Genomic DNA, 24,057 nt, shown 5'->3' with positions numbered 1-24,057 from the left:
TGCTTTCCCCTTCAGTTCGGCGCGGTGCCGCGGGTGACGATCTTGCCGACGCCCGCAATCAGGCGGTCGAGCACGAAGCCGATGATGCCGACATAGAACAGCGCCAGGATGATCTCGCTGATATGCGAGGAATTCCACGCGTCCCAGATGAAGAAGCCGATGCCGACACCGCCGATCAGCATTTCCGCGGCCACGATCGCGAGCCAGGACAAGCCGATGCCGATGCGAAGCCCCGTGAAGATGTAGGGCGCGGCGGCCGGGATCATGATCTTGGCGAAGAACTCGAGCGGATTGAGCTGCACCACCGCGGCGACGTTGCGGTAGTCCTGGGGGATGTTGCGGACGCCGACCGCGGTGTTGATGATGATCGGCCAGATCGAGGTGATGAAGATGACGAAGATCGCGGAGGGCTGGCCGTCGCGGAACGCCGCGAGCGACAGCGGCAACCAGGCCAGCGGCGGAATCGTGCGCAAGACCTGAAACAACGGATCGAGCCCGCGCATGGCCCAGACCGACTGGCCGACCAGGACGCCGAGCGCAATGCCCGCGATGGCGGAGAGCGAATAGCCGAGCGCGACGCGCTGGAGACTGGCTGAGAGATGCCAGAACAGACCCTTGTCGATGCCGCCGTGATCGAAGAACGGATCGAGGATCAGTTCCTTGGTGTCCTTGAAGACTTTCGACGGCGGCGGCAGCGCCGAGCCGGCGCGGCGGCAAACCAGCTCCCATACCAGCATCAGCAGTGCGACCACGACGAGCGGCGGGATCACGCGCACGGCGGTCTCCCGCGCCATCCGCGCGTAGGTCTCGCCGCGCGGCGGCCGCTTCGGTGTCATCGCGACGACCGGCGCGGCGGTACCCGTCGGGGTCGCGGTCTCAATGTCCATCTTCGTGGCAGGCATGTTCATCGCTATCTCTCCGGCTCCGGATCTCGGCTTTCCAAGACGATGCGGCTGCCTCACGGCAGCCGCAGGCTCCATCAGACTTCGACGCGCTTGATCGCGAGCGACTTCAGATAGGCGGCCGGATTTTCGGGGTCGAACACCTTGCCGTCGAAGAAGGTTTCCTTGCCGCGCGAGGTGGAGGCCGGGACATCGGCAGTAGCGACGCCCAGCGTCTTGGCCGCATCGCGCCACATGTCCTCGCGGTTGACCTTGGCAATGAGCGCCTTGGTGTCGAAATTCGCCTCGTACTTGCCCCAGCGGATGTCTTCGGTGAGGAACCAGAGATCATGGCTCTGGAACGGATAGGAGGCCTGGTCCTTCCAGAAGCGCATCTGCTGCGGCGAATTGTCGACGATGCGACCGGTGCCGTAGTCGAATTTGCCTTTCATGCGATCGGTGATGTCCTCAACCGGGCAGTTGATCCACTGGCGCTTGGCGCAGATCACTGCGGCTTCCTCTCGGTTCTCAACCTTCTCCGACCATTGCTGGGCTTCCATCACGGCCATCAGCAGCGCCTTCGCCGCCTTCGGGTATTTGTCGACCCAGGCCGCGCGCATGCCGAACGACTTTTCGGGATGCTTGTCCCATAGCTCGCCGGTGGTGATCGCGGTGTAGCCGATCTCCTGGTGGATGAGCTGGAGGTTCCAGGGCTCACAGACGCAGAAGCAGTCCATGGTGCCGACCTTCATATTGGCCACCATCTGAGGCGGCGGCACCACGATGGTCTCGATGTCCTTGTCGGGATCGATCCCGCCGGCAGCGAGCCAGTAGCGGATCCAGAGATCATGGGTGCCGCCGGGAAAGGTCATCGCGGCCTTCACGGACTTTCCTGAGGCCTTCTTCTTCTCCAGCGCGGTCTTGAAGGGCGCGGTGTCGATGCCGACCTTGAGGTCCGCATATTCCTTGGCGACCGAGATGCACTGACCGTTCAGGTTCAGGCGCGCCAGAATGTACATCGGCGTGGGCTGGTTGTTCTGCGTCACCTTGCCGGCCGAGATCAAATACGGCATCGGGGTCAAGATGTGCGCGCCGTCGATGCCATTGCCTTCGGAGCCGAGCACGAGATTGTCACGCGTGGTGCCCCAGGAGGCCTGCTTCTGGACCTCGACATCGGGCATGCCGTATTTGGCGAAGATGCCCTTCTCCTTCGCGACGAACAGCGGGGTCGCATCGGTGAGGGCGATGAAGCCGAGCTTGGCGCCCTTGACCTCGGGGCCGGCGTCCTGCGCGAAAGCGCCGGCGGGGAAATTCAGCTTGGCAGCGGCGAGGAGTGCGGCGGTCGAGCCGGCAGCCTTCAACAATTGACGGCGGTTCAGGCCGATCGTTTCCGAGGGCCGGCGGGTGCGCTTGGTCATTGGCGGTGTCGTCCTTTGCGTCGTTGCAGAATGATTGCGTCAGTGCACGCGAGCAGCCCGTCCGTCCGTGACCCCCAAAAAAGGCCCATGCGAACGCGCGACGGGGAAACCCCCGTCTGGTGGCGTCACAAATCGGATGAGAAGTCTCGCGGGACGGCTTCAATGGCGTCGGCTGGGAACTATTCAAGCTTCGTGCCAAGCCCAAAGCAGCGAAAAGCGACGCCAGTTCATAATGTTATGTGCAGCGCGCCAGTCTGTCGCAGGCTTAGTCCGCACGTGAAATTTGCGACCTGCTCAATCCATGTGCGGCGCACAAATACTATGCAGCGGCTCAAGCATAAGGCCACGGAGTGCGTCGAAATCTGAACCGTGGCAATGGTATCTAATTGATATCGCTAACTCTTTTCAAGCTGCAGGCCCGGCACGCAAATTGCTTCTTCCATCACGTCAACGAAGACTGCGGCTTTGCCGCATGGTTGCAGCCTCTGGCGGCCGCAACGAGGAAGCTCAACTGCTTCGCGGCCCTTCCCGGCTCGGTCGTCGTGACGCGATTCCCAAGGCTTCCGAAACCATTCCAAGCCCTCGTGCGCGGCAGGCAGCCCGCACGGCCAATGACGTTCAATCGCTCTCGCAGGAGGGCGTGATCTCTCTTACGAAGCAAAGGAACCATTGATGTCGTATCTCGCGCCTTCGGAATTCGTCACCAAGATGGTGGATGCGGGCGAGTCCAAGATCTTCATGTCCACCCGGGATACCATCATCCGCGCTTATATGGCCGGCGCCATCCTCACGCTCGGCGCATGGTTCGCCATCACGATCAACGTCAACACGGGCCAGCCGCTGGTCGGCGCGATGCTGTTTCCGGTCGGCTTCATCATGCTGTACCTGCTCGGCTTCGATCTGCTCACCGGCGTGTTCGTGCTCTCACCGCTCGCCCTGATCGACAAGCGTCCCGGCGTCACGCTTGGCGGCGTGCTGCGCAACTGGGGCCTCGTCTTCGTCGGCAACTTCGGCGGCGCCCTCACCGTCGCCTTCATGATGGCCTTCGTGACGACGTTCGGTTTCACGCAAGAGCCCGACAAGGTCGGCGCGGCCATCGGAAATATCGGCGAAGGCCGAACGCTCGGCTACGCCGCGCATGGTGCCGCCGGCATGGCGACCCTGTTCATGCGCGGCATGCTCTGCAACTGGATGGTCTCGACCGGCGTCGTCGGCGCCATGATCTCGACCTCGGTCCCCGGCAAGGTCATCGCGATGTGGATGCCCATCATGCTGTTCTTCTACATGGTGTTCGAGCATTCCGTCGTGAACATGTTCCTGTTTCCCTCGGGCCTGATGCTGCACGCGAAGTTCTCGATCATGGACTATCTGATCTGGAACGAGATCCCGACCGTGCTCGGCAATCTCGTCGGCGGCCTCGCCTTCACCGGCATGACCCTCTACACCACGCACGTCATGACCAAGCCGAAGCGGCAGGCCGGCAAGGCCGCGCCGACCCGCGTTGCGGCCTGATCGAAAACGTCTCGACAGGGGAGCCTCGTCCGAACAGGGTGAGGCTCCCCTTTGCCGGTGATGACAATGACCCGCGGACTTCATATCTCGGTCGGCCAGCATTCCGACAAGGGTCGCAAGCCCATCAACCAGGATTTTCACGGCGTCCTCGTTCCGGACGAGCCGATGCTCAGCCTGAAGGGCATTGCGGCCGTCCTCGCCGACGGCATCTCCAGCAGCACGGTGAGCCAGATCGCCAGCGAGTCGGCGGTCAAGAGCTTCCTGATGGACTATTACTGCACGTCGGAATCCTGGACGGTGAAGACCTCCGCCCGCCGCGTGCTGGATGCCACCAATTCCTGGCTGCACGCGCAGACGCGCAAGAGCCAATATGCCTATGACCGCGACAAGGGCTATGTCTGCACCCTGAGCGCCATGGTCATCAAGGCGACCACCGCTCACATCTTCCACGTCGGCGACTGTCGCGTCTATCGCGTCGCCGGCAAGGCGCTCGAGCAGCTGACCGACGATCACCGGATCATCGTGTCGTCGGAGCAAACCTATCTCGGCCGCGCGCTCGGCATCAATCCGCAGCTCGAGATCGACTACCGGAGTTTCGAAATCGAGACTGGCGACACTTTCCTGCTGGCGACCGACGGCGCCTATGAATTCGTCGACGCGCGTTTCATCACGAGCGCGCTCAGCGAGCATGCAGCCGAGCTCGACGGGGCGGCGAAAGCGATCGTCGAGGAAGCCTACCGGCGCGGCAGCGACGACAACATCACGGTCCAGATCCTCCGCATCGATGCGGTGCCGCAGCGCGAGCCAGCCGGCATCTTCAACCAGACCTCCCAACTGCCGCTTCCCCCGCTGCCGGAGCCGCGGGCAATCTTCGACGGCTACAGGATCGTCCGCGAAATCCACGGCAGCAGCCGCAGTCACATCTACCTTGCCGTCGACGCAGTAACCGAAGAGCCGGTCGCGCTGAAGCTTCCGTCGATCGATTTGCGCGACAATGCCGCCTATTTGAAGCGCTTCCTGATGGAGGAGTGGATCGCGCGCCGGATCGACAGCCCGCACGTGCTGAAGCCACTGTCGCAGTCGAAACGGCGCAGCTATCTGTACGTTGCCACCGAATTCGTCGAGGGTCAGACCTTGCGGCAATGGATGACGGACAATCCACGCCCCGATCTCGAAACCGTCCGCGGACTGGTCGAGCAAATCGCCGCGGGCCTGCGCGCCTTCCACCGCATGGAAATGCTGCATCAGGACCTCAGGCCCGACAACATCCTGATCGACAAGACCGGGACCGCGAAGATCATCGACTTTGGATCGGTCAGGGTGGCAGGCGTCGCGGAGGCCGCGCCGCAGGACGAGGCCGACGAAATTCTGGGAACGGTCCAGTACACGGCGCCGGAATATTTTCTTGGGCAGGGCGGCTCGCCGCGCTCCGACATGTTTTCGCTGGCCGTGATCTGCTACCAGATGCTGACGGGAAAGCTTCCCTATGGCACCCAAATCGCCAGTATCCGGCGCAAGGCGGACGTGCGGAGGCTCAAATATCGCCCGGCCAACGACGACAGCAACGTGCCTGCGTGGGTCGACGGCGCGCTCAGACGTGCGCTCCATCCGGATCCCTACAAGCGGCACGAGGATCTGTCCGAATTCGTCTTCGAGCTTCGCTCGCCCAATCCGGCCTATCTCGACACGCGGATCACGCCGCTTTTGGAGCGCAGCCCTCTGATGTTCTGGAAATTGACCACGGCGGCGCTCGCCTGCGTCGTCGTGGTCCTGCTTGCGATGTTGCACGCGCGCTGATCAAGGGTGTAGCCACGCAAGGTTCACCAAATTGTCAGCGATAAAGCCGCCGTGCCCGGCCCTGTCGCCGGCGCCGATTCCCGTGATGCAAACCAGCCGAGAGACCTGCTCGGCCTTCATCGCGCTCACGAGCGCGCGCGTCACGGTCGAGAGAAAGCGTCACCTCGCGGAGCGGATATCTTCGTTGCGCCTTCCGTATCCACCCGAACAGTGGCGGTTGAAGAGATCATGACAGGATTCCTCGTTGTCGTGACGGGACGTGCCCGTGCCGTCAGGCAAAGGCCGCGATCTCGGAGACAAGGTCGCGATAGGAGCGCAGGGGGCGGCCCAACAGCGCGGTCAGCCGCTCGACGTCGCCGGCCTCTGGGACCATTCCCTCGGTGAGGAAACGCTCGCTCATCAGCCGCATGTCGTAGGCCATCCAGCTCGGCATGAACTGCCGGAGATTCTTCTCGAAGCCGGCGGTATCTTCACCGGGATAGGCGATCGTGCGACCCAGCACCTCCGACCAGACGGCGGCGGCTTTCGCGCCGGTCAGCGTTTCGGGACCGACCAGATTGATGCGGTCGAGCGCAAGCGGCGCTGCGGCTCGCTCACGACGGATGAGCTCGATGGCCGCGATCTCGCCGATGTCGCGCGCATCGATCATGGCGAGCCCCCTGCTCCCGATGGGCATCGGATAGATGCCGTATCCGGTCACCACGTCCTTGATCGTGAGATCGTTGTTCATGAAGTAAGCGGGGCGCAGGATGGTGGCGTTGAAGCCCATCTGCTCGATCATCCGCTCGACGCCGAACTTGCCGGCAAAGTGCGGGACGTTCACGTAGCGATCGCTATGGATCACCGAGAGGTAGACGATACGCTCGACGCCGGCCTCGCGGGCCACGTTGAGCGCGATCAGCGCCTGCGTGAATTCATCGGCGACCACTGCGTTGAGCAAGAACAGGGTCGAGACGCCCTTGAACGCGCTGCGCAGCGAGTCGACCTCGAGCAGGTCGCCCTGCACGACCGTGACGCCTGCCGGCAGGTTTGCCTTTGCGGAATCGCGGACGAGAGCGCGGATATCGGCGCCGCGCTTGACGAGCTGTTCGACGACGTTGCGGCCGATGGTGCCGGTTGCGCCGGTAACGAGGATGGCCATGGGGATCACTCCGGGTTGAGTTCAGAAGACACAGGGAAATTAGTGATCCACATTTAAACCGATAGACGATATATCTAGACAGACCGTCTCACTGGTGGAACGATGGACCTGCTCGCACTCGCCGATTTCAATCTCGTCGCCCGGCACGGAGGGTTCGGACGCGCCGCACGGGCCGCCGGGCGTCCGAAAGCCACCCTCTCCCGCCGGGTCGCGGAACTGGAAGCCGCGCTCGACCTGCGCCTGTTCGAGCGCGGCGCGCGCGCCGTGAAACTCACCCAGGAAGGACGCGCCCTTTACGAGCGGACGGGGGCATTGCTCACCGAGCTCGACGAGACGGCGGCAGCGATCGCTTCGGGCGGGGACAGCCCGCGAGGCAGGATGCGGATCAGCGCGCCTTTGCTGTTCTCGCAAACTGCAATGGGAAACCTCGCGGCCGGGTTCGCGCTCAGATACCCGCAGGTCCGTCTCGAGGTCACGACGGAAGATCGCTCCGTCGACATGGTGGAGGAGGGGTATGATCTGGTGATCCGGGTCAATCCCGATCCAGATGACAGCCTTGTCGGACGAATCTTCCTGCGCGATCGGCTGGTGGCCGTGGCGAGCCCGGACCTGAAACGACCGAAGGACGGCATCGCTGTGCCGGCTGTCATGCGCGGACCGGGCGACCAGCTGACAACCTGGGAAGTGACGGTGCCAAGCGGAAGATCGCGCATCGCGGTTGATCCAGTCCTTCGGCTGTCATCGCTCGTCATGGTCCGCGATGCAGTCCGGGCGGGCGTCGGCGCCGCACGCCTTCCGGTGTCACTGGTCAGTCACGATCTGGCTGCAGGCACGCTGGTGCATTGGGGCGACATCGACGGACCAGAGATCGCGTTGTGGACGCTCTATCCATCGCGTCGGCTCCTAAGCGCGCGCGTATCCGCCTTCCTCGACTTTATGAAGGAAGCCTTCCCCATGGGGACGCCTGACGAGCTGGCGGCCTTTATCGGGAGATGAGGGGGGCGGGCGCGCGCGGCTCGCGCCTGACCGTCAGGCCGGCTCCTCCGCCTTCGTCCCCAGCGGCTTCGGCGCTATGCCGCCGCCCGGCTTGAGGTGGAATTCGTAGGTCATCAGGTGCCACTGCCCGTTCGCCCTGGTGCCATCAGGCATCGCCGGATCGTTGCGCGGCTCGACCTTGGCGACGAGGTCGTCCTTCACCCCGAACACGACGTCGGAATCCAGGTATTTGTCGCCGTCCATGAAGACATGGGTGATCAGCGGCTCGTAGCCTTTCGCATTGACCAGGAAGTGCACGTGCGCGGGGCGCATCGGGTGGCGGTTGGTCTGCATGATCATCTCGCCGACCGGACCATCGGTCGGGATCGGATAGCTGCACGGCAAGATGGTGCGGAAGAAGAAGCGGCCGTCGCCATCCGTGATGAAGCGCGCCCGCGCGGAAGCGCCGACCTCGTCATAGTTCGGCTTCTGTGAATCGTAGAAGCCGTCATCATCGGCATGCCAGACGTCGACGGGGACATTCGCGAGCGGCTTGCCATTGAGATCGGTGACGCGGCTCTGCACGAACATCCGTTCGCCGGTTTGATTGTTCGGAGAGATGTCGGTGCCGTGCGCCGTCACCTTGTGCTCGCCGACATAGAACGGCCCGAGCACGGTGGTCTGGGTGGCGCCCTCGCGCTCGCGGTGGTTGACCGCGTCGACCAGCATGGAGACGCCGAGCACGTCGGACAGGAGGATGAATTCCTGGCGGGTATCCGTGCATTTCTGGCCGGTGCGGGTCAGGAAATCGATGGCGTATTCCCATTCCTCGAAGGTGAGGCCGGTCTTGCTCACGTAATCGTGCAGCGACTTCACCAGTTCCTGGAGCAGGAATTTCGCGCGCGGATCGGGTGTCTGGTCAAAGCTCCGGACGACGGCTTCGGTGAGTTCGGTCTCGTTGAACTGGGTCATGGTGCGTTTGCCTGCGATTTTCTCGTGGGCCCATGGGGATCTTTGCGGCTCCCTGGAGGCGTTCCAAGGTGGAGACTACACCAGTCGGCCGGGCGGCGTTAAGTGCAACGCGCTTGGAATGGGGCTGCCATTTCGGCTATCAACCTTCCCAGAAAAGCTGCCCGGAGGAACTGATGCTCGCCCCCACCCCCGCCTCGCCCGAATCCGTCGGTATGTCCAAGGTCGCGCTCGACCGCGTCGATGCGCATCTGAAGAGCCGCTACATCGATGCCGGCCGCTTCCCGGGCACCCATCTCCTTGTCTATCGGCGCGGCAAGGTTGCGCATAGTTCGGTTCAGGGTTTTGCCGACGTCGAGCGCAAGCTGCCGGTCAAGGACGACACCATCTACCGCATCTATTCCATGACCAAGCCGCTCACCAGCGTCGCCTTCATGATGCTGGTTGAGCAGGGCCTCGTTGCGATCGACGAGCCCGTCGCCAAGTACATTCCGGAGTGGAAGGATCTCGGCGTGTTCGTCGCCGGCAACGCGCCGGCCTTCCTGACCCGGCCGCCGTCGCGGCCGATGCTGATCGTCGACCTCCTGCGCCACACCGCCGGCCTCACCTACGGCTTCCAGCAGCGCTCCAACGTCGACGCCGCCTACCGCACTGAAAAGATCGGCGAGGTCGAGAAGTCAGGCACGCTCCAGACCATGATCGAGAGCCTCGCTAAAATCCCGCTGGAGTTCTCGCCGGGCGATGCCTGGAACTACTCGGTCGCGACCGACGTGCTCGGCTACCTCGTCGGCAAGATCTCCGGGATTCCCTTCGAGCAGTTCCTGAAACAACGCATCCTCGATCCACTCGGCATGACCGACACTGATTTCCACGTGCCGGCTTCCAAGGCCCACCGGTTCGCCGCCTGTTACTCGGCCGACCCGGGTGGCGGCATGACCTTTCATGCCGGTCAGCGGCGCGAGGGCCTGACGCTCCAGGACGATCCGGCGACGAGCTCGTTCCTCGTCCCGCCCTCCTTCATCTCCGGCGGCGGCGGCCTCTGCTCGACAGTTGCCGACTATCTCACCTTCTGCCGCACGTTGCTCAATGGCGGCGAGCTCGGCGGCGTCAGGCTGATCGGGCCGAAGACGCTGGCGTTGATGACGAGCAATCACATTCCGGGCGGCCGTTCGCTGCCCGAAGTGTCGCGCTCCCTGTTCTCCGAAGCTGCCTATAACGGCATCGGCTTCGGCCTCGGCTTCGCCGTGACCATGCGGCCGGCCGAGACGCTGATCGCCGGCAGCCCCGGCGAGTACAATTGGGGCGGCGCGGCCACCACCTCGTTCTGGATCGACCCGGCCGAGGAGCTGATTGCGATCTTCATGACGCAAGTGCTGCCGTCGAGCGCCTATCCGATCCGGCGCGAGCTGCGCAGCATGGTCTACGCCGCGATCACCGAGAGCAATCTCTAGGCCAACAGGGATCACGCCCCGCTCATTTCAACATCTCCGGTACGATCAGCCGCGGCAGGAACAGCGACACGCTTGGCCAGACGATGACTGCCGCCAGGACGAGCAGCATCGGAATCAGCATGATCACCGTGTCCTTCAGCGCATAACGCAGCCGCACGCCGGCGATCGAACAGGCGATCATCAGACATAAGCCATAGGGTGGCGTCACCAGCCCGAAGGCGAGCGATATAATGGAAATAATCGCGAACTGGACCGGATGGAGGTCTACGGACCTAGCGAGCGGCTCCAGCACAGTACCGACGATGATGATCGCCGGGATGGCGTCGAGAAAACAGCCCACCACCAGAAAGCAGAACGCGATGAAGAAGCCGGCCCCGATCGCACCCATGCCCCAGGTCGAGACGTTGGCCAGCAGTTCCTGCGGGATCCTGTAATAAGCCAACAGCCAGCCGAACGCGCTCGCGGTGCCCACGCAGAAGAGCGCGACGCCGGCCAGGCGCCCGGTGTCGAGCAACGCCCTGTAGAGTTCGCGCGCGCCGGTTTCACGGTAAAAGAATGTCGACAGCGCTACGGAATAAAGCACCGCGACGCAGGCGGATTCGGTCGCGGTGAACCACCCCAGCAGGATGCCGCCGACAATGATGAACGGCGTCATCAGCGCCGGTATCGAGCGCCAGATGGCGCAGCACATCTCCCTCCAGGTGTCCTTCGGATAGGTCGGATAGCCGCGGCGCACGGCATAGACATGCACTGTCGCCATCTGCGCGCCGGCGATCAACAATCCCGGCACGATGCCCGCGAGATACATCGCGGCGATCGAGGTTGAGATCAGCCCGCCCCACACGATCATCAGGATCGAGGGCGGGATGATGACGGCGAGCACGGCCGAGACCGCGGTGATGGCGATGGAGAACGAGAGGTCGTAACCCTCCTTGGTCTGGGCATCGATGAAGATCTTGGACTGGCTCGCCGCGTCCGCGGTGGAGGAGCCGGAGATGCCGGCAAAGAACACCGACAGCACGACGTTGATCTGCGCCAGCGACCCCGGCCAGTGCCCGACCATCGAGCGCGACAGCGCCACCAGCCGGTCGGTGATGCCGCCGATGCTCATCAGATTCGCCGTCAGCAGGAAGAACGGCACCGCCAGCAGGATGAATGAATTGTAGGCATTGAAGGTTTCCTGCGCGAGCGTCATCAGCGACAGATGCGGCTCGATCAGCAGGATCGGCACGCAGGCAAGCCCAAGCGCGAAGGCGACCGGCACGCGTATGATGAGCAGGCCAACGAAAGTACCGAACAGGACCATCGCGGCCTGTCCGGCAGAAAGAACATTGCCGCTCATCGATTTGCCCCAACCAGAATCCGCATCTCGTCGACGATCTGTTCACCGGCGAACACGATCCACGTCACGCCCGCCACCGGCCAGGCGACGTGGATCAGCCAAAGCGGCAGATCAGCCAGCTCCGAAGTTCTGTTCCAGGCGAAGCGCGTGAACTCGATGCCGGCGGATACGAACACCAGCGCCAGCGCCAGCACGCCGAGCCGCGCGAGGATCCGTACCGCCGCCTCCGACCGCCGCGACAGGTCGGGCCAGACGTCGACTTCAAAATGCTGCGACTCTCTTATGCCGACCATGGCACCGATCATGATCGTCCAGACGAACATGAACCGCGCCATCTCCTCGGTCCAGATGTAGGACGGAATCAAAGGCGTGTAGCGCGAGACGATCTGCAACGTGACCGGAATAACCAGAATGCCGACACAGGCGGCGAGCAGGATCTCCAGCAGCTTTGCATAGGCCGCCGTTGCTCGTCGCCACGGCGACGGGTTCGGTGGCATCGATATTTCAGTCATCACGGCTCCGGGGGATCACAATCACGGAATGGGGCAAGCCGTCCGGCTTGCCCCGACGTCCTGTCGCGTGGGCAGCGACAGTTCTCAGACGACGTTGATCTTCTCGAAGATGCCTTCCGCGCCGATTTCCTTGGCGTAGGTGGCCATCACGGGGTCGGCGAGTTTCTTCATGGCATCGCGCTCCTCGAACGGGACCCGCTTGAGCTTGCCGGCCTTCTCCAGCGTGTCGAGCTTGACGACCTCCTCGCTCGACTCCAGCTGACGGCCATAGTCGCCGGCCTCCTTGCCGGCCTTCATGATCGCGTCCTGCAAGTCCTTGGGCAAGGTCTTCAGCGTCTTCACCGAGAAGCAGATCGGCCGGATCGACACGGCGTGCTGGGTCAGGTTGAGATGCGGGGCCACTTCGTAGAACTTCATCGCCTCGACGCCGGCCGCTTCGTTCTCGCCGGCCGATATCACGCCGTTCTGGATCGCGTTGTAGATTTCGTTATAGGCGATCACCGTCGGGCTCATGCCCACGGCCGCAAAGGTCTTCGACCAGATCGGCGCGCCTTGTACGCGCACCTTCAGGCTCTTGAGGTCGGCGAGAGTCTTGAGCGGCTTGTTGGCGAAAATGTTGCGGATGCCACCGCCGGAATAACCGATCAGAACGACCTCGGCCTTGGCCGCGACTTCGTCGGCGATCGGCGCCAGGATATTGGCTTCGACGACCTTGTTCATGTGCTCGATGCCCTTGAACACGAAGGGCGCGTCGATGAACGGGGCCGCCTTGGCGAAGGTCGACATGTGAGCCGGCGAGACGATGCCGTAATCGACGGCTTTGCCCTGCGACATGTACTCGAAATACTGTTTTTCGAGACCGAGCGAGGAATTCCTGTGCAGCGTGAAGTTGACGGGCTTGCCGTAGTACTTCTTGACCAGCTCTTCGAACCGGAGCAGTGCCCGGTTGAAGGCGTGGTCGTCGTTGAACTGGACCGCGCCGTTCAGCGTGATCGGCGACTGTGCCCTGATGATCGACGGCATGCCCATCGCAGCCGCCGCAGTGGTCGCGCCGAGCCCAGCGAGAAATGATCTTCGCTTCATCGTCTCCCCTCCCTTTGATACTCCGGCCCTGTCGCCGAGCCGTGAGCGCAGCCGGTATACGGCTTGCGAGAGGGAAGCGTATGGAAAACGTCGGCGGGACGGAAGTCATTTCGCGTGCGCGGGAGGTCCTCTTCGTCGCAGGGCCACCCCTTGCGCGAGCTGTTGCACTGCAACTTGCGCTCCTGCCGACGTGTGGCGGGCTGAGGGGAGCCCTTCTCCTTCTCGTATCAGACAGAGGGCTTGCGGACCTGTGCGCTGCACGCACAGACCCGCTCGCCTTCCACAGCACTTTAGTGCAAATGGCCAATCAGATAGATGCCGCCGCCGATCACCAGCACGGCCGGCACGGCCCACAGAATCAGAACGGGCATTGTGTCATCCTCCTCAGTTGGACGTGCAGACCTTGACGGTCTTCATGCCGCTTTCAGCCTCGGTGCGCGACTTGTAGATGGTGCCCGACGGGCTGACGACGGTCATCGACGTGTCCGTCGGCTTCTTGTCGACGATGGTGCACTTCTTGGTCTTGACGTCCTGCACGACGTAGAACTCGTTGGCCGCGAACGCCGGTAGGGAGAATGCGGCAATCATCAATGCCGCAGTCGCAAGCTTCGTGTTCATGATCTTCCTCCTCCAGCTGCCGGGCATGTCGGTCCGGTCGATCCGAACAACGGGAAAAAATGGCACTTTGTTCCTGACTTCGGGGAACGGTGCCTGCGGTGGAATGTTGGTGCGGCGCTTGGTCTTACGTGGAGGACAATATGAAGAAGCTGTTTTTGCTATCCGCCGCGGCCATCCTGATGACGACCGGCGCTTTCGCGCAATCCGCCGTGGTCACCACCGGAACCGGGCACGCGACAGCGGTTCAGATCGAGCCGCAATACCGAACCAGGATCCAATCCTACGTCACCGAGCACCGCGTTCGCCCGGTTACGACGAAGGAAAAAATCATTGTCGGCGCGACGGTGCCGAGCGAGGTCGAGCTCGAGCCGGTTCCGACGGATTGGGGTCCCTCCCTCACCAAGTATCGCTATGTCTATACCGGCGATCGCGTGATGCTGGTGGATCCCGCTTCGCGCACGGTCGTTCAGGAAATCGACTGATCAAGGCGTGACGCAAGGCGGCCGCCTACGCCATGTGTCTGCTGCTGACCGCGATCAACATGAGCTGATGCGCAGGCGTCCCCGGCTGCGCTGCAATAACTCATCTTTCAACGGCCCGCCGAACGCGAAAATCGTGGCGCAGCGCAAGTCCCACCCGTATGGTCCCCCCAAAATCATAATCCGGCGCCGCTGCGCCGGAACCGGGACGCCCGCGTTTTGTCAAAGCTCACCCTGCCGGTCCGGCTCGCTCTTCTGGTCACGGGAACGATGTTGCCGCTGATCGTCTTTGCGGTCGGTATTGCCGTCTACAATTACAAGCAGGACCGGAACGACGCGACCCGCCGCGTGCTGGAGAACGTACGCAGCATGCGCCTCGTGCTGGACTCCGAGGTGCAGCGGATGACCGGCGGCTTGCAGGTCCTTGCGCTGACGAATTCGCTGCGCAACGACGACTTCCAGAACTTCCGCCGCATCGCGCTCGGCTTCGTCGACCAATACGGCAAGGGTGGCCTCGTGCTGATCTCCGATCGCAACGGCCGGCTGCTGTTCTCCTCGGCAACGGAGGACACTGCAAGCCTGCCGCCACGCGGTCATATCGAGATCATCGAGAAGGTATTTGCGACCAGGTCGCGGCAATATTCCGACCTGTTCACCGGCGCGATCAATGGGCGACAGGTGCTCACCGTCGAGGTCCCAGTGTTTCGTAACGGCGAGGTGATCTACGACCTCTGTTTCAGCCCGCCGATCAGCATCTTCCAGGATCTGGTGGAGAAGCAGCAGCCCGACAAGCTCTGGACGGTGTCGCTGCTCGACAACAAGGGGATCGTATTCGCGCGCGTGCCGAACCCCAGCGAAACCGTCGGCAAGCGCGCTTCGCCCTCGCTCTACGCCGAGATGTTCCGCAGCAGCGAGGCATCGCTTCCGGCAGTGTCGCTCGACGGCGTCGCCCTGGCCGGAGCCTACACGCGGTCGCAGCTGACCGGATGGACGGTCGCCGCCGGCGTCGCCGAGAGCTCGCTGATCGCTCCGCTCTGGCGCAACATCGCGATCACCAGCCTGATCGGCGGCATCCTGCTGCTGACCGGCCTGACCTTCGCGGTCAGGATGGCGACCACGATCGCGCGCGGCGAGATGCTGCACGATCTTCTGATCGATGAGCTTAACCACCGCGTCAAGAACACGCTGGCCTTGATGCAGGCGATCGCGGTGCAGACATTCCGAAGTTCAAGCCGGGACGAGCGGACGAAGTTCGAGGGCCGGCTTGGCGCGCTGGCCGAAGCGCATAATTTGCTGAGCCAGGAGAAATGGGCGGGGTCCGAGCTGCGGCACGTGATCGCCCGCGCGCTACAGCCGTTCCTGCTGAACAATCCCGAACGCATCCGCATGGCCGGACCCGCGGTGCCGCTGTCGCCACGGCTCGCCGTGGTGCTGTCGATGATCGTGCACGAGATCGCCACCAATGCCGCAAAGTACGGCGCGCTATCCAACGAGACCGGCCGGGTGACGCTGGAATGGGAAGTCATCGCCGATGCGCCGAAGCCGCGGCTGCGCCTGATCTGGACCGAGATCGGCGGACCGCCGGTGACGGCGCCGGTGCAGCGCGGCTTCGGCTCGCGCCTGATCGAGCGCAGTGCGCGCGACCAGCTCGGCGGCGAGGCGACCATCGACTTCCTGCCGCGCGGTGTCGTCTGCACGGTGATTTGCACGCTGGACGAAACGCGGTGAACGGGAGACAGCGCCGATGAAAATCACCAATGTGCGCACGCACATTCTCGAGGCAAAGCTCTCGCAGCCCTTCGCTTACTCGCGCGCCTGGTACGACACGCGTACCGCGATGCTGGTCGAGATCGAGACCGATGACGGACTTGTCGGCTGGGGTGAATGCTACGGCCCGGCACGGATCACGGCGGCGGTGGTTCAGAATGTCGCGCCGTGGCTGATCGGCGAGGATCCGCTGCGGACCGACGTGCTATGGCAGACTGTGTACGCTCGCTTGCGCGATCACGGCCAGAAGGGGGTCGTGATTCAGGGGTTGAGCGGCATCGACATCGCGTTATGGGACATCAAGGGTAAGTATTTTGGCGTGCCCGCGCACCAGCTTCTCGGCGGCGCCGCGCGCAAGGAGGTGCCGGCCTATGCGACCGGCCTGTACCGGTGCAAATCGGGCGATCCGCGCAAATATTTGCCGGAAGAAGCGGCCGGCTATGCCGCCGAGGGATTCCGCGCCGTGAAGCTGAAGGTCGGCTTCGGGATCGCGGAGGATACCGCGGTCACCTGCGCGGTGCGCGAGGCGATCGGTCCTGATGTTGCGCTGATGGTCGATGCGAACCACGCCTATGACGCGGTCGCTGCGATCCGGCTCGGCCGCATGATCGAGCGCTATGATATCGGATGGTTCGAGGAGCCGGTGCCGCCCGAGGACGTCGCGGGCTATCGCGCGGTGAAATCCGCACTTACCATTCCGATCGCCGGCGGCGAGTGCGAATTCACGCGCTTCGGTTTTCGCGACCTGTTCGCCGCCCATGCGCTCGATATCGCCCAACCCGACACCTGCGCGGCCGGCGGCCTCACCGAATGCAAGAAGATCGCCGACATGAGCGAGGCCTTCGGCATCCGCTACAATCCGCATGTCTGGGGCACCGGCATCGCGATCGCCGCCTCGCTTCAGCTCCTCGCCGTGCTGCCCTCGCACACGCCGAGTTCGCTGTCACCGCTCGAGCCGATGCTCGAATTCGACCGGACCGAACATCCGATCCGGCAGGCGATTTTGAAAGAGCCGATCGAGCACGAGAAAGGCATCGTGCGTGTCCCGGACGGCCCGGGCCTTGGGATCGAGATCGATCGCAAGGCGCTTGCGCATTTCGCAGCGAATTAAGCGCGTATTGAAATCGCCGCGCTCGATGCGGAAATGGAACATGACTACGCGTTCCCTTTCGCCAAAGTAGACCCGCGACTGCATCGCCGTTCCATTGAGGGCCGCGAGTGCGCCAAACCGTCGCATCCCGAGGAGAGCACTCGCGCTGGATGATGCGTTCCACGCGCGGCCGCGGAACAGAGCGGGGGTATTGATCTTCGATCAGCGCGACCAGTCATGAGGCGGCCGTCATCGGCGCGCGCAGGTTCATCGAGATGAACGCTCGTTTATCTTCATGATTCCTGTCGCTCGCGGGCTCGCGCTTGCAACTTTTGCCTTTCGTTGATGTTGGGCCGACATCGAAACACTAACGAAGGAGCCCACGCAGATGACAAAGACTGCGCTTGTTCTGGCAACCGTCGGCGCCCTCGGCGCGAGCGCCGTAGCAGCGCCGACGCCGGCGGAAGCCCGCTGGGGCGGCGGTTTCGGTCCGGCGCTGGCGGGCGGATTGATCGCAGGTGCCGTGTTCGGTGGCCTCGCCTCGTCCGCCTACGCCTATGGCCCTGGCTATGGCTACTACGGATACCCTGGCTATTATGGTGGCTACGCACCGGCATATTACGGCGGCTACGCACCATATCGCTGGGGCGGCTACACCACGACCTACTACGGAAGCGGGTACGCTCCGGCCTATTACGGCTACCGGTATCGCCGAGTCGTGCGCCCAGCCTATGCGTACTATGGCGGACCGTTCCCACGGCGGCACTTCTATCACCATCGCTGGTATCATCACTGGTGACGTGAGGCCGCAGCAAGGCCAGCGCGGAACGCCGGGCCATCGAGACCGGAGGTCGACGCCTTCCGCTCGATCTGAAGGGTCCCAACGCGCGCGATCGCGACGGACCGTCCAGCTTGCGTTCGAATGTACACGCGTCGGGAAATGCGGCGAAGCAAACCAAGGAGGTTCAGATGAACACGAGGAAGAACAAGCTCCTGCTGACAACAGCAGTGCTGTTCGCCGGCGTCAGCCTGGCGTCGGCGCAAGGCATACGCGAAGGTACCGGCGGCGGAATGAGCGCTGGCGGAGGCGGAAGCGGAACGAGCGCCGGCGGCGCAGCCAGCGAAGGTGCTGCGGAACACGGCCGGTCCGCCGGTTCGATGTCGCAGGGCGCAGGTGGCGCATCCCATGGCGAAGGAATGACGCAGAACCGCGCAGGCGGTCGGGCCGAGGGTCCTTCTGCGGCGCGCGATAGCAGCCGAGCCGCCGAAAAGGCCGGCAACAGCGAGCGGCAGACGGTCGGTCAAGGCCGCGACCGCGACAAAGCACGTGCGTCCCAATCCAAATACGAGAAGCATGGCAGGGACCAGACGGTCGGTCAGAGCGGTAGCGATGGTGACAATGCGCGTCAGTCGAAGTCCGCTAACGACAAGAGCGGACTGAAGGACCAGACCGTCGGACAGAGCCGTGGCGAGCGCGATAGCACGCGCCAGTCACAAGGCGCGGAACGCAACAAGAGCACGACCACAGGCGCCAATACCAAGGACAATGCCCAAGGCAAGAATGCGCAGGGTCAGAACACAACAACCACCGGCGCGAACACCAAGAGCAGCGCCCAAGGCAAGAACGAACAGGATCAGGGCACCACAACCACAGGCGTCAACGCCAACAGCAACGCCCAAGGCCGGAGTGCACAGCAGGGTCAGGGCACGACGACCGGCGCCAACACGCAAGGACAGACCAATGCTCAGGCGCAGCCCGACGCCGGGAACACCCAGAGCATGTCCGGCCGCGTGCAGGTGAACGCACAGCAGCAAACAAGGCTGCAGCAGTCGGTGCTGAGCTCACGCAATGTGGAACGCGTGCGGGTCAACGAAAATTCCATCAATTTTCGGGTCAATGCCGGCGTGGTCGTACCACGCAACATCTCCGTGGTCTCGATCTCGGATTACCCCGCGCTGATCGACGTCTATCCGGACTATCGCGACGACAGCTTCTTCGTCGTGAACGACGAGATCGTCGTCACCGACCGTGGCCGCAGGATTGTCGACGTTATTCCCGCCGGCCCGCGGACGCACTATGCGCAGCATGGCAGGTCGACCGGTGGCGGTGGCAGCGTTGCTGCGCTGGATCTCAGCCCCGACGAGATCCGCGTTGTTCAGCAGGTTCTGATCGAACGTGGCCTGTTGTCTGGCAAAGCAGACGGCATCCTGGGATCCGATACGCGTAGCGCACTAATGACTTTCCAGAGACAGGAAGGTTTCCAGACCACTGGCTCGATCGATTCCCGCACGGTCGCTGCGCTTGGCGTGTCGAACAAGATCAGCGCCACGCAGGGCCAATCGACGTCGGTGGGTCAGGGGCAGGCTGGCCAGTCGACGCCTCAGAACACGACCGGGCAAAGCAACAGCCAGACCAACGCGCCGGCGCAGCAAAACCAGACCACGGGACAGGCTCCGCAGAACCAGCCATCCACAACCGGCCAGGCTCAGCAGAACCAACCGATGACATCGGGCCAGGCAGGCACACGACAGCCTTCGGGCGAGACGACCGGCCAGGCTCCGGCCCAGAGCAACAATCAGTCCACCAACCAGCCCAGCACCAACCAGAATACGCAGTCTGGGCAAACCAACCAGAACAATGCGCCGTCGCCTTCAACGGGCCAGCCATCTCAGAGATAAACCGGCCGGCAAGACGCCCAAGAGCCCTGCCTCTGGCGGGGCTCTTTTTGCATCCTACGCGGAGCCAAAGATGGGCCGGCCGTGCGGGACGGTTCGACAAGGTCAAGTTCAGTGCACGGCCATCGTCGGTGTCAACCTATGGACATCTCGCCCGTTATGCCGATGTGATCTCACTCCCACGATCGGAGCGACATCGCCACAAGCCTTTTCGATGCATCAGGATGCGAACAAACCACGCGGCTTTTGCTTTATTCCGGAAGCCACCGCCATGAACACGCTCGATCTACCCGATCGTCTGCAGAGCCGGAAATGTCTCCAGCAGCCAGATGCTGACATTCGAGACCGTGCCGGTGAGAAAGCCGATGCCGGTGATCACCATCAAGACGCCCATGGCGCGCTCGACATTGGCGAGCTGGCCCTTCATGCGCGCGAACAGTTTTGAGAACTGCTCGATCATCAACGCGGCGATCAGGAAGGGAATGCCGAGGCCGGCCGAATAGACCGCGAGCAGGCCCGCGCCCTTGGTCACCGTCGCTTCCGCCGCGGCGACCGAGAGGATCGCAGCGAGGATCGGGCCGATGCAGGGCGTCCAGCCGAATGCGAAGGCGAGCCCCATCACATAGGCGCCCCAGAGGCCGACGGGCTTGGGCGCAGTCAAGCGTCCCTCGCGCATCAATAGGCCGATGCGCGTCAGGCCCAGGAAGTGCAGGCCCATCACGATGATGACGATGCCGGCCAGGATCGAGAGCTCGGCCGACCAGGCGCGGATCAGCCCGCCGATCAGCGAGGCACTGGCGCCGAGCGCCACGAACACCGTCGAGAAGCCGAGCACGAAAAGCAGCGCCGCCATCATGATCGCGCGCTTGGAGGCCGATGCCGGCTCGTCGCTCTCGACGTGCTCGATCGTGGCGCCCGTCAGATAGATCAGATAGGGCGGAACCAGCGGCAGGACGCAAGGGGAGAGGAAGCTGACGAGGCCGGCAATCAGCGCCGCCGGGATCGAAACATTTTGCATGGTGCAGTCGGAGCCATCTCAGGCGCCGGCGCGGCGCGCGGGGAATGCGCGCGGCCCGGAGCCGAACCGGCTCTGGTGTAGCCGATGCCAGCGAATGCGCAACAGAGGCGCACAAAACCAGGGCTCCTCCCGATGCCGTCTGCAATCACAGATGCGGCATCGGGACGCGCACAAATCTCGCCAAAAAGCGAGATTCGGCGGCGCGGCTACTTCACCACGCGGAGCAGCGGACGCCGGGGCTGGTCCTGCGTCTGCTTGGAAGGGGGCAGCGGTTCGCCTGCAGCGCTCCGCAGCATTTCGTCGCACAGCGCCTTGAGATCGGCGCTGTCAATTCCTTTGAGTTTCATCCGCACGTCCAGAATGACAATGGACAGCAGCTCGGCTGACTCACGGTTGTTGCTCTCGTTGAGCACCCTGCGGCACGCTTCGAGTGTTTCCAGCACCGACTGCAACTGTTCGTCTGAATGCGACACCGGCGTTCTTTCCGTTAATTCGGCCCGTGAGACGTAATGACAACGATTCCCGCGGCCCCCATGGAGTACCGACGATAACACGAGGCCATTGCGCCTCCGAATAGGATTTCAGTGTGTTTTGGCGTTGAAACCGCGGTTCCGGCGAACATCGCGCCGGTGTGCCGGCTGTCGTCAAAATGCTCAGGCTTAAAACGCCTCGCGTGCTGCGATTGATCCATCGCAGAAGGCGGCATCGGCTCTCGCGCAAGGACATCCGTTGCGGACAACGCCGACAATCCCGCAGCCATGTCGCGGCTCGCAACGGAACTCACGTCACACCCCTCATACGGGCGATAGTCCGCCCGATTCCCGGCCCTTGTTCGCCGCCCCTTGGCAGCACTCAAATACCACCCGCGACACAGTAAGGATGACGTTCAAAACTCGTCGTTCCCCAACCCGCCGTGGTTGTGGTTTGCCCCATATTCTGCCAGTTTAGCGACCTGAAGGGACTTGTATGCACTCCTTGGCGGAAAGGGGCGTTCCACTGGAGGAACGCCCAAAGATAAACATCAGCGGCCTCTCGGACTGGGATGCGGCGCGCATTTTCCTGGAAGTCGTCCGATGTGGGAGTTTCCGCTCGGCGGCCGAGCGCCTGTCGCTGTCGATCAACGCCGTCCGCCGCCGGATCGATGATTTCGAACGCCAGACCGGCACCACTCTGTTCACCCGCGACGTCCACGGCACCCATCTGACCGACGAAGGCGCGCTGGTGGTCTCTGCCGTCGAGCGGATGGAGGCGGCTGCGTTTGACGTGCTGCGCACCAGCGATTCGACGGCGAATGCCCTGTCCGGCGAGGTCCGCGTCGCCGTGACCGAGGGACTCGGCACGTTCTGGCTCGCGCCGCGGCTGGTCGAATTCCAGCAGGCCTATCCGAAGATCCTCGTCGATCTGCATTGCGCGATGCGCTCGGCCGACGTCTCCCGCCACGAGGCCGACGTCGCCATCCACCTGTCGCGACCTTCGGCGCTCGACGTCAAGATGGTGCGGCTCGGCCGCATGCATCTGATGTTCTGGGCCTCCGAGAAATACATTGCAAAACATGGCGCGCCGCGCTCGGCGATGGAGTTGATCAAGCACCGCCTGGTGCTGCAATTCGCCGACCAGCTTGCCGCCAAGGAAACTTTCGAGAGCTTCTTCCCCGGCGTTCCGGAACGTGACCTTCTGGTCATGAAGACCAACGTCTCAAGCGCCAACTACTGGGCGGTCGCGAATGGCGCCGGAATCGGCGTTTTTCCGAGCTACGCCATTGCGCTTGGCGGGAAGTTGATTCCACTGGAGGTCGAGCTGAACAGACCGCTGGATATCTGGTTGTCCTACCATCCCGGTAGCGGCCGGATACCGAGAGTGCGGCACATGATTGACTGGCTGATCGAAGCCTTCAATCCGGCGCGTTTCCCGTGGTTTAAGGAAGAGTTCGTGCACCCGCATGAATTCAAGGACGAGTATATGGGCGAACCCCTGACCCAGCTCTTCGGGGGGTTTTCAACCGAAGACCGATGAGAAAAAAGATGAAGACAGCGGCGAAGAGAATGAAGCAGCGCAGTGCCGGCAAGCCGGACATTGAGCTGGGCAAACGGATCCGTCTGCGGCGCGTCGAGATGAAGATCTCGCAGGCTGAGCTCGGCGACAAGCTCGGCGTGAGCTTCCAGCAGGTCCAGAAATACGAGAAGGGCGTCAATCGCGTCGGCGCGGCTCGGCTTCAGCAGATCGCCACCTCGCTCGACGTGCCCGTGACCTTCTTCTACGACGGCGACAACAAGGCGCGCGAAGTCGAGAGCCTGCTGTTCCTGGACTCGGCCTTCAGCCTCCGCCTGCTGCGTGCCTACAGCAAGATCAAGGATCAGACGGTGCAGCGTCAGCTCGTCTCGCTGATGGAATCGATCGCAGCGAACGAAGCCTGAGCCGATCGGCGTTCGCGCCTTTCCGGCCGATGTTCAATCCGCCGCGTCACGGGGCGCGGCCGGATTGGACGAGACCTGGCGCGCTCGTGCGCGGTCTTTTTCGGGGCGGCATGACCGCCCCTTTTTGTTGACGTTTGTGCCGCCCGCGGTTATCGCGAATCCATTCCGACCTGTCGCGACCCAATCCAGAGACCGCGCGTCCGACGCGCGGGGCTCGCGATGCGCCGTGCTTAAGGGGCCGCAACCGGGAGGCGCTAGCCTGCCGCCGATTTCTCGAATCAGCACGACCTATTCGTCGCCCATGCACATGGAGGTGCTCGACGCCCACGACAATCCGATCAATCCGCATCCGGTCGACCGGTCGGGCACGCACACGCCGAATTTCACCGTGCGCCAGCAGAACGGCACGTTCAACGCGCTGGGCGCGGTCAAGATCGACATGCCGAATTCCTATTCGGTCTACATGCACGATACCAACCAGCGCAATCTGTTCAGCGACGACTACCGCTTCGATTCCCACGGCTGCTCGCGCGTCGACAATGTGCGCGATCTCGCAGCCTGGCTCTTGAAGGACCAGCCAAAATGCAGCCGCGCCGCGATCGACGCGGAAATCACCACCGGCGCGCATCTCGAAGTCGCCATGACCAGGAAGGTGCCGGTGGCCTGGATCTATCTCACGGCTTGGATGACCAAGGACCAGACCGTCCAGTTCCGCAACGACGTCTATAACCAGGACGAGCAGCTCCTGGAGGCGACCGCCGAAGAGGCGGCGTTCTTCAGTAATGCCGGCAGCCACCCGCTCACCGCGCACATGGTGCGCTAGGGTCTGTTGGGATTCAGGATTCTCATCGGGGCTTGGTTGTGATTCAAGCTTGGGATGGACCGATTCGTTTTGACTGACGCCCAATGGGCGA

At 63.1% G+C, this 24,057-nt stretch carries 22 protein-coding genes; 12 read left to right on the top strand and 10 right to left on the bottom strand.

Features of this window, described 5'->3' with window-relative positions:
- Positions 1 to 11: 11 nt before the first annotated feature.
- Positions 12 to 908, bottom strand: a complete 897-nt coding sequence (ntrB, locus tag ABIB06_RS36440; protein WP_247441312.1) for a nitrate ABC transporter permease — start codon at positions 906 to 908, stop codon at positions 12 to 14.
- 71 nt (positions 909 to 979) lie between these two features.
- Complete coding sequence (locus tag ABIB06_RS36435) at positions 980 to 2,299, bottom strand: CmpA/NrtA family ABC transporter substrate-binding protein (RefSeq protein WP_354053136.1); 1,320 nt, start codon at positions 2,297 to 2,299, stop codon at positions 980 to 982.
- A 672-nt stretch (positions 2,300 to 2,971) separates the two neighbouring features.
- Here ABIB06_RS36435 and ABIB06_RS36430 point away from each other — a divergent pair.
- The gene (locus tag ABIB06_RS36430) at positions 2,972 to 3,811 is read left to right on the top strand and encodes a formate/nitrite transporter family protein (RefSeq protein WP_247342686.1); all 840 of its coding nucleotides are present in this window, start codon (positions 2,972 to 2,974) and stop codon (positions 3,809 to 3,811) included.
- A gap of 60 nt (positions 3,812 to 3,871) precedes the next feature.
- On the top strand, positions 3,872 to 5,608 hold the full coding sequence (locus ABIB06_RS36425; protein WP_354053149.1) for a bifunctional protein-serine/threonine kinase/phosphatase: 1,737 nt from the start codon (positions 3,872 to 3,874) through the stop codon (positions 5,606 to 5,608).
- Between the two features lie 271 nt (positions 5,609 to 5,879).
- On the opposite strand, the gene ABIB06_RS36415 is transcribed toward ABIB06_RS36425, so the two are convergent.
- The gene (locus ABIB06_RS36415; protein ID WP_354053137.1) at positions 5,880 to 6,749 is read right to left on the bottom strand and encodes an SDR family oxidoreductase; all 870 of its coding nucleotides are present in this window, start codon (positions 6,747 to 6,749) and stop codon (positions 5,880 to 5,882) included.
- Between the two features lie 102 nt (positions 6,750 to 6,851).
- On the opposite strand from ABIB06_RS36415, the gene ABIB06_RS36410 reads away from it, so the two are divergent.
- Complete coding sequence (locus ABIB06_RS36410) at positions 6,852 to 7,745, top strand: LysR family transcriptional regulator (protein ID WP_354053138.1); 894 nt, start codon at positions 6,852 to 6,854, stop codon at positions 7,743 to 7,745.
- A gap of 33 nt (positions 7,746 to 7,778) precedes the next feature.
- Here the strand turns inward: ABIB06_RS36410 and ABIB06_RS36405 are convergent, their stop codons facing one another.
- Positions 7,779 to 8,696 (bottom strand): intradiol ring-cleavage dioxygenase, encoded by a 918-nt coding sequence (locus tag ABIB06_RS36405; protein WP_354053139.1) that lies wholly within the window; start codon positions 8,694 to 8,696, stop codon positions 7,779 to 7,781.
- 173 nt (positions 8,697 to 8,869) lie between these two features.
- Between ABIB06_RS36405 and ABIB06_RS36400 the strand changes: the two genes are divergently transcribed.
- On the top strand, positions 8,870 to 10,144 hold the full coding sequence (locus ABIB06_RS36400; protein ID WP_354053140.1) for a serine hydrolase domain-containing protein: 1,275 nt from the start codon (positions 8,870 to 8,872) through the stop codon (positions 10,142 to 10,144).
- 22 nt (positions 10,145 to 10,166) lie between these two features.
- Here the strand turns inward: ABIB06_RS36400 and ABIB06_RS36395 are convergent, their stop codons facing one another.
- The 4 genes from ABIB06_RS36395 to ABIB06_RS36380 form a co-directional block, all read right to left on the bottom strand.
- A complete protein-coding gene (locus ABIB06_RS36395; RefSeq protein WP_354053141.1) occupies positions 10,167 to 11,486 on the bottom strand; it encodes a TRAP transporter large permease in 1,320 nt (439 codons plus the stop codon).
- Positions 11,483 to 11,998 carry a TRAP transporter small permease gene (locus ABIB06_RS36390; RefSeq protein WP_247342665.1) on the bottom strand — a complete coding sequence of 172 codons (516 nt, stop codon included), beginning with the start codon at positions 11,996 to 11,998 and terminating at the stop codon, positions 11,483 to 11,485. The genes ABIB06_RS36395 and ABIB06_RS36390 overlap by 4 nt, the downstream gene beginning before the upstream one ends.
- Before the next feature lie 84 nt (positions 11,999 to 12,082).
- A complete protein-coding gene (locus ABIB06_RS36385) occupies positions 12,083 to 13,081 on the bottom strand; it encodes a TRAP transporter substrate-binding protein (protein ID WP_354053142.1) in 999 nt (332 codons plus the stop codon).
- A gap of 384 nt (positions 13,082 to 13,465) precedes the next feature.
- Positions 13,466 to 13,699 (bottom strand): hypothetical protein, encoded by a 234-nt coding sequence (locus ABIB06_RS36380; protein WP_247441295.1) that lies wholly within the window; start codon positions 13,697 to 13,699, stop codon positions 13,466 to 13,468.
- Between the two features lie 140 nt (positions 13,700 to 13,839).
- Between ABIB06_RS36380 and ABIB06_RS36375 the strand changes: the two genes are divergently transcribed.
- The 5 genes from ABIB06_RS36375 (at position 13,840) to ABIB06_RS36355 (ending at position 19,714) form a co-directional block, all read left to right on the top strand.
- Positions 13,840 to 14,181, top strand: coding sequence for a DUF1236 domain-containing protein (locus ABIB06_RS36375; protein WP_354053143.1), 342 nt, complete (start codon positions 13,840 to 13,842; stop codon positions 14,179 to 14,181).
- Positions 14,182 to 14,448: 267 nt separating this feature from the next.
- The gene (locus tag ABIB06_RS36370; protein WP_354053150.1) at positions 14,449 to 15,906 is read left to right on the top strand and encodes a sensor histidine kinase; all 1,458 of its coding nucleotides are present in this window, start codon (positions 14,449 to 14,451) and stop codon (positions 15,904 to 15,906) included.
- Positions 15,907 to 15,922: 16 nt separating this feature from the next.
- Positions 15,923 to 17,056 (top strand): mandelate racemase/muconate lactonizing enzyme family protein, encoded by a 1,134-nt coding sequence (locus tag ABIB06_RS36365; protein WP_354053144.1) that lies wholly within the window; start codon positions 15,923 to 15,925, stop codon positions 17,054 to 17,056.
- Between the two features lie 367 nt (positions 17,057 to 17,423).
- On the top strand, positions 17,424 to 17,834 hold the full coding sequence (locus tag ABIB06_RS36360; RefSeq protein ID WP_354053145.1) for a hypothetical protein: 411 nt from the start codon (positions 17,424 to 17,426) through the stop codon (positions 17,832 to 17,834).
- 209 nt (positions 17,835 to 18,043) lie between these two features.
- Positions 18,044 to 19,714 (top strand): peptidoglycan-binding protein, encoded by a 1,671-nt coding sequence (locus ABIB06_RS36355; RefSeq protein WP_354070183.1) that lies wholly within the window; start codon positions 18,044 to 18,046, stop codon positions 19,712 to 19,714.
- Between the two features lie 283 nt (positions 19,715 to 19,997).
- Here ABIB06_RS36355 and ABIB06_RS36350 read toward each other — a convergent pair whose 3' ends face one another.
- Together ABIB06_RS36350 and ABIB06_RS36345 are read right to left on the bottom strand one after the other, a co-directional pair.
- Positions 19,998 to 20,729: a cytochrome c biogenesis CcdA family protein gene (locus ABIB06_RS36350; protein WP_247342645.1), complete on the bottom strand. Its 732-nt coding sequence runs from the start codon at positions 20,727 to 20,729 to the stop codon at positions 19,998 to 20,000.
- Between the two features lie 206 nt (positions 20,730 to 20,935).
- Entirely contained in the window at positions 20,936 to 21,202 is a 267-nt protein-coding gene (locus ABIB06_RS36345; RefSeq protein WP_247342642.1) for a hypothetical protein, read from the bottom strand.
- Between the two features lie 493 nt (positions 21,203 to 21,695).
- Between ABIB06_RS36345 and ABIB06_RS36340 the strand changes: the two genes are divergently transcribed.
- From ABIB06_RS36340 to ABIB06_RS36330, 3 genes are all read left to right on the top strand, one after another.
- A complete protein-coding gene (locus tag ABIB06_RS36340; RefSeq protein ID WP_247342640.1) occupies positions 21,696 to 22,742 on the top strand; it encodes a LysR family transcriptional regulator in 1,047 nt (348 codons plus the stop codon).
- A 29-nt stretch (positions 22,743 to 22,771) separates the two neighbouring features.
- A complete protein-coding gene (locus ABIB06_RS36335; protein WP_247317264.1) occupies positions 22,772 to 23,143 on the top strand; it encodes a helix-turn-helix domain-containing protein in 372 nt (123 codons plus the stop codon).
- A gap of 307 nt (positions 23,144 to 23,450) precedes the next feature.
- The gene (locus tag ABIB06_RS36330) at positions 23,451 to 23,966 is read left to right on the top strand and encodes a L,D-transpeptidase family protein (RefSeq protein WP_354053147.1); all 516 of its coding nucleotides are present in this window, start codon (positions 23,451 to 23,453) and stop codon (positions 23,964 to 23,966) included.
- Positions 23,967 to 24,057: the final 91 nt, after the last annotated feature.

It is taken from the genome of Bradyrhizobium sp. LB8.2, assembly GCF_040548035.1.
GTDB lineage: Bacteria > Pseudomonadota > Alphaproteobacteria > Rhizobiales > Xanthobacteraceae > Bradyrhizobium.
Note: the sequence above shows the minus strand (reverse complement) of the source record. Positions and strands in the feature narration are given on the sequence as shown.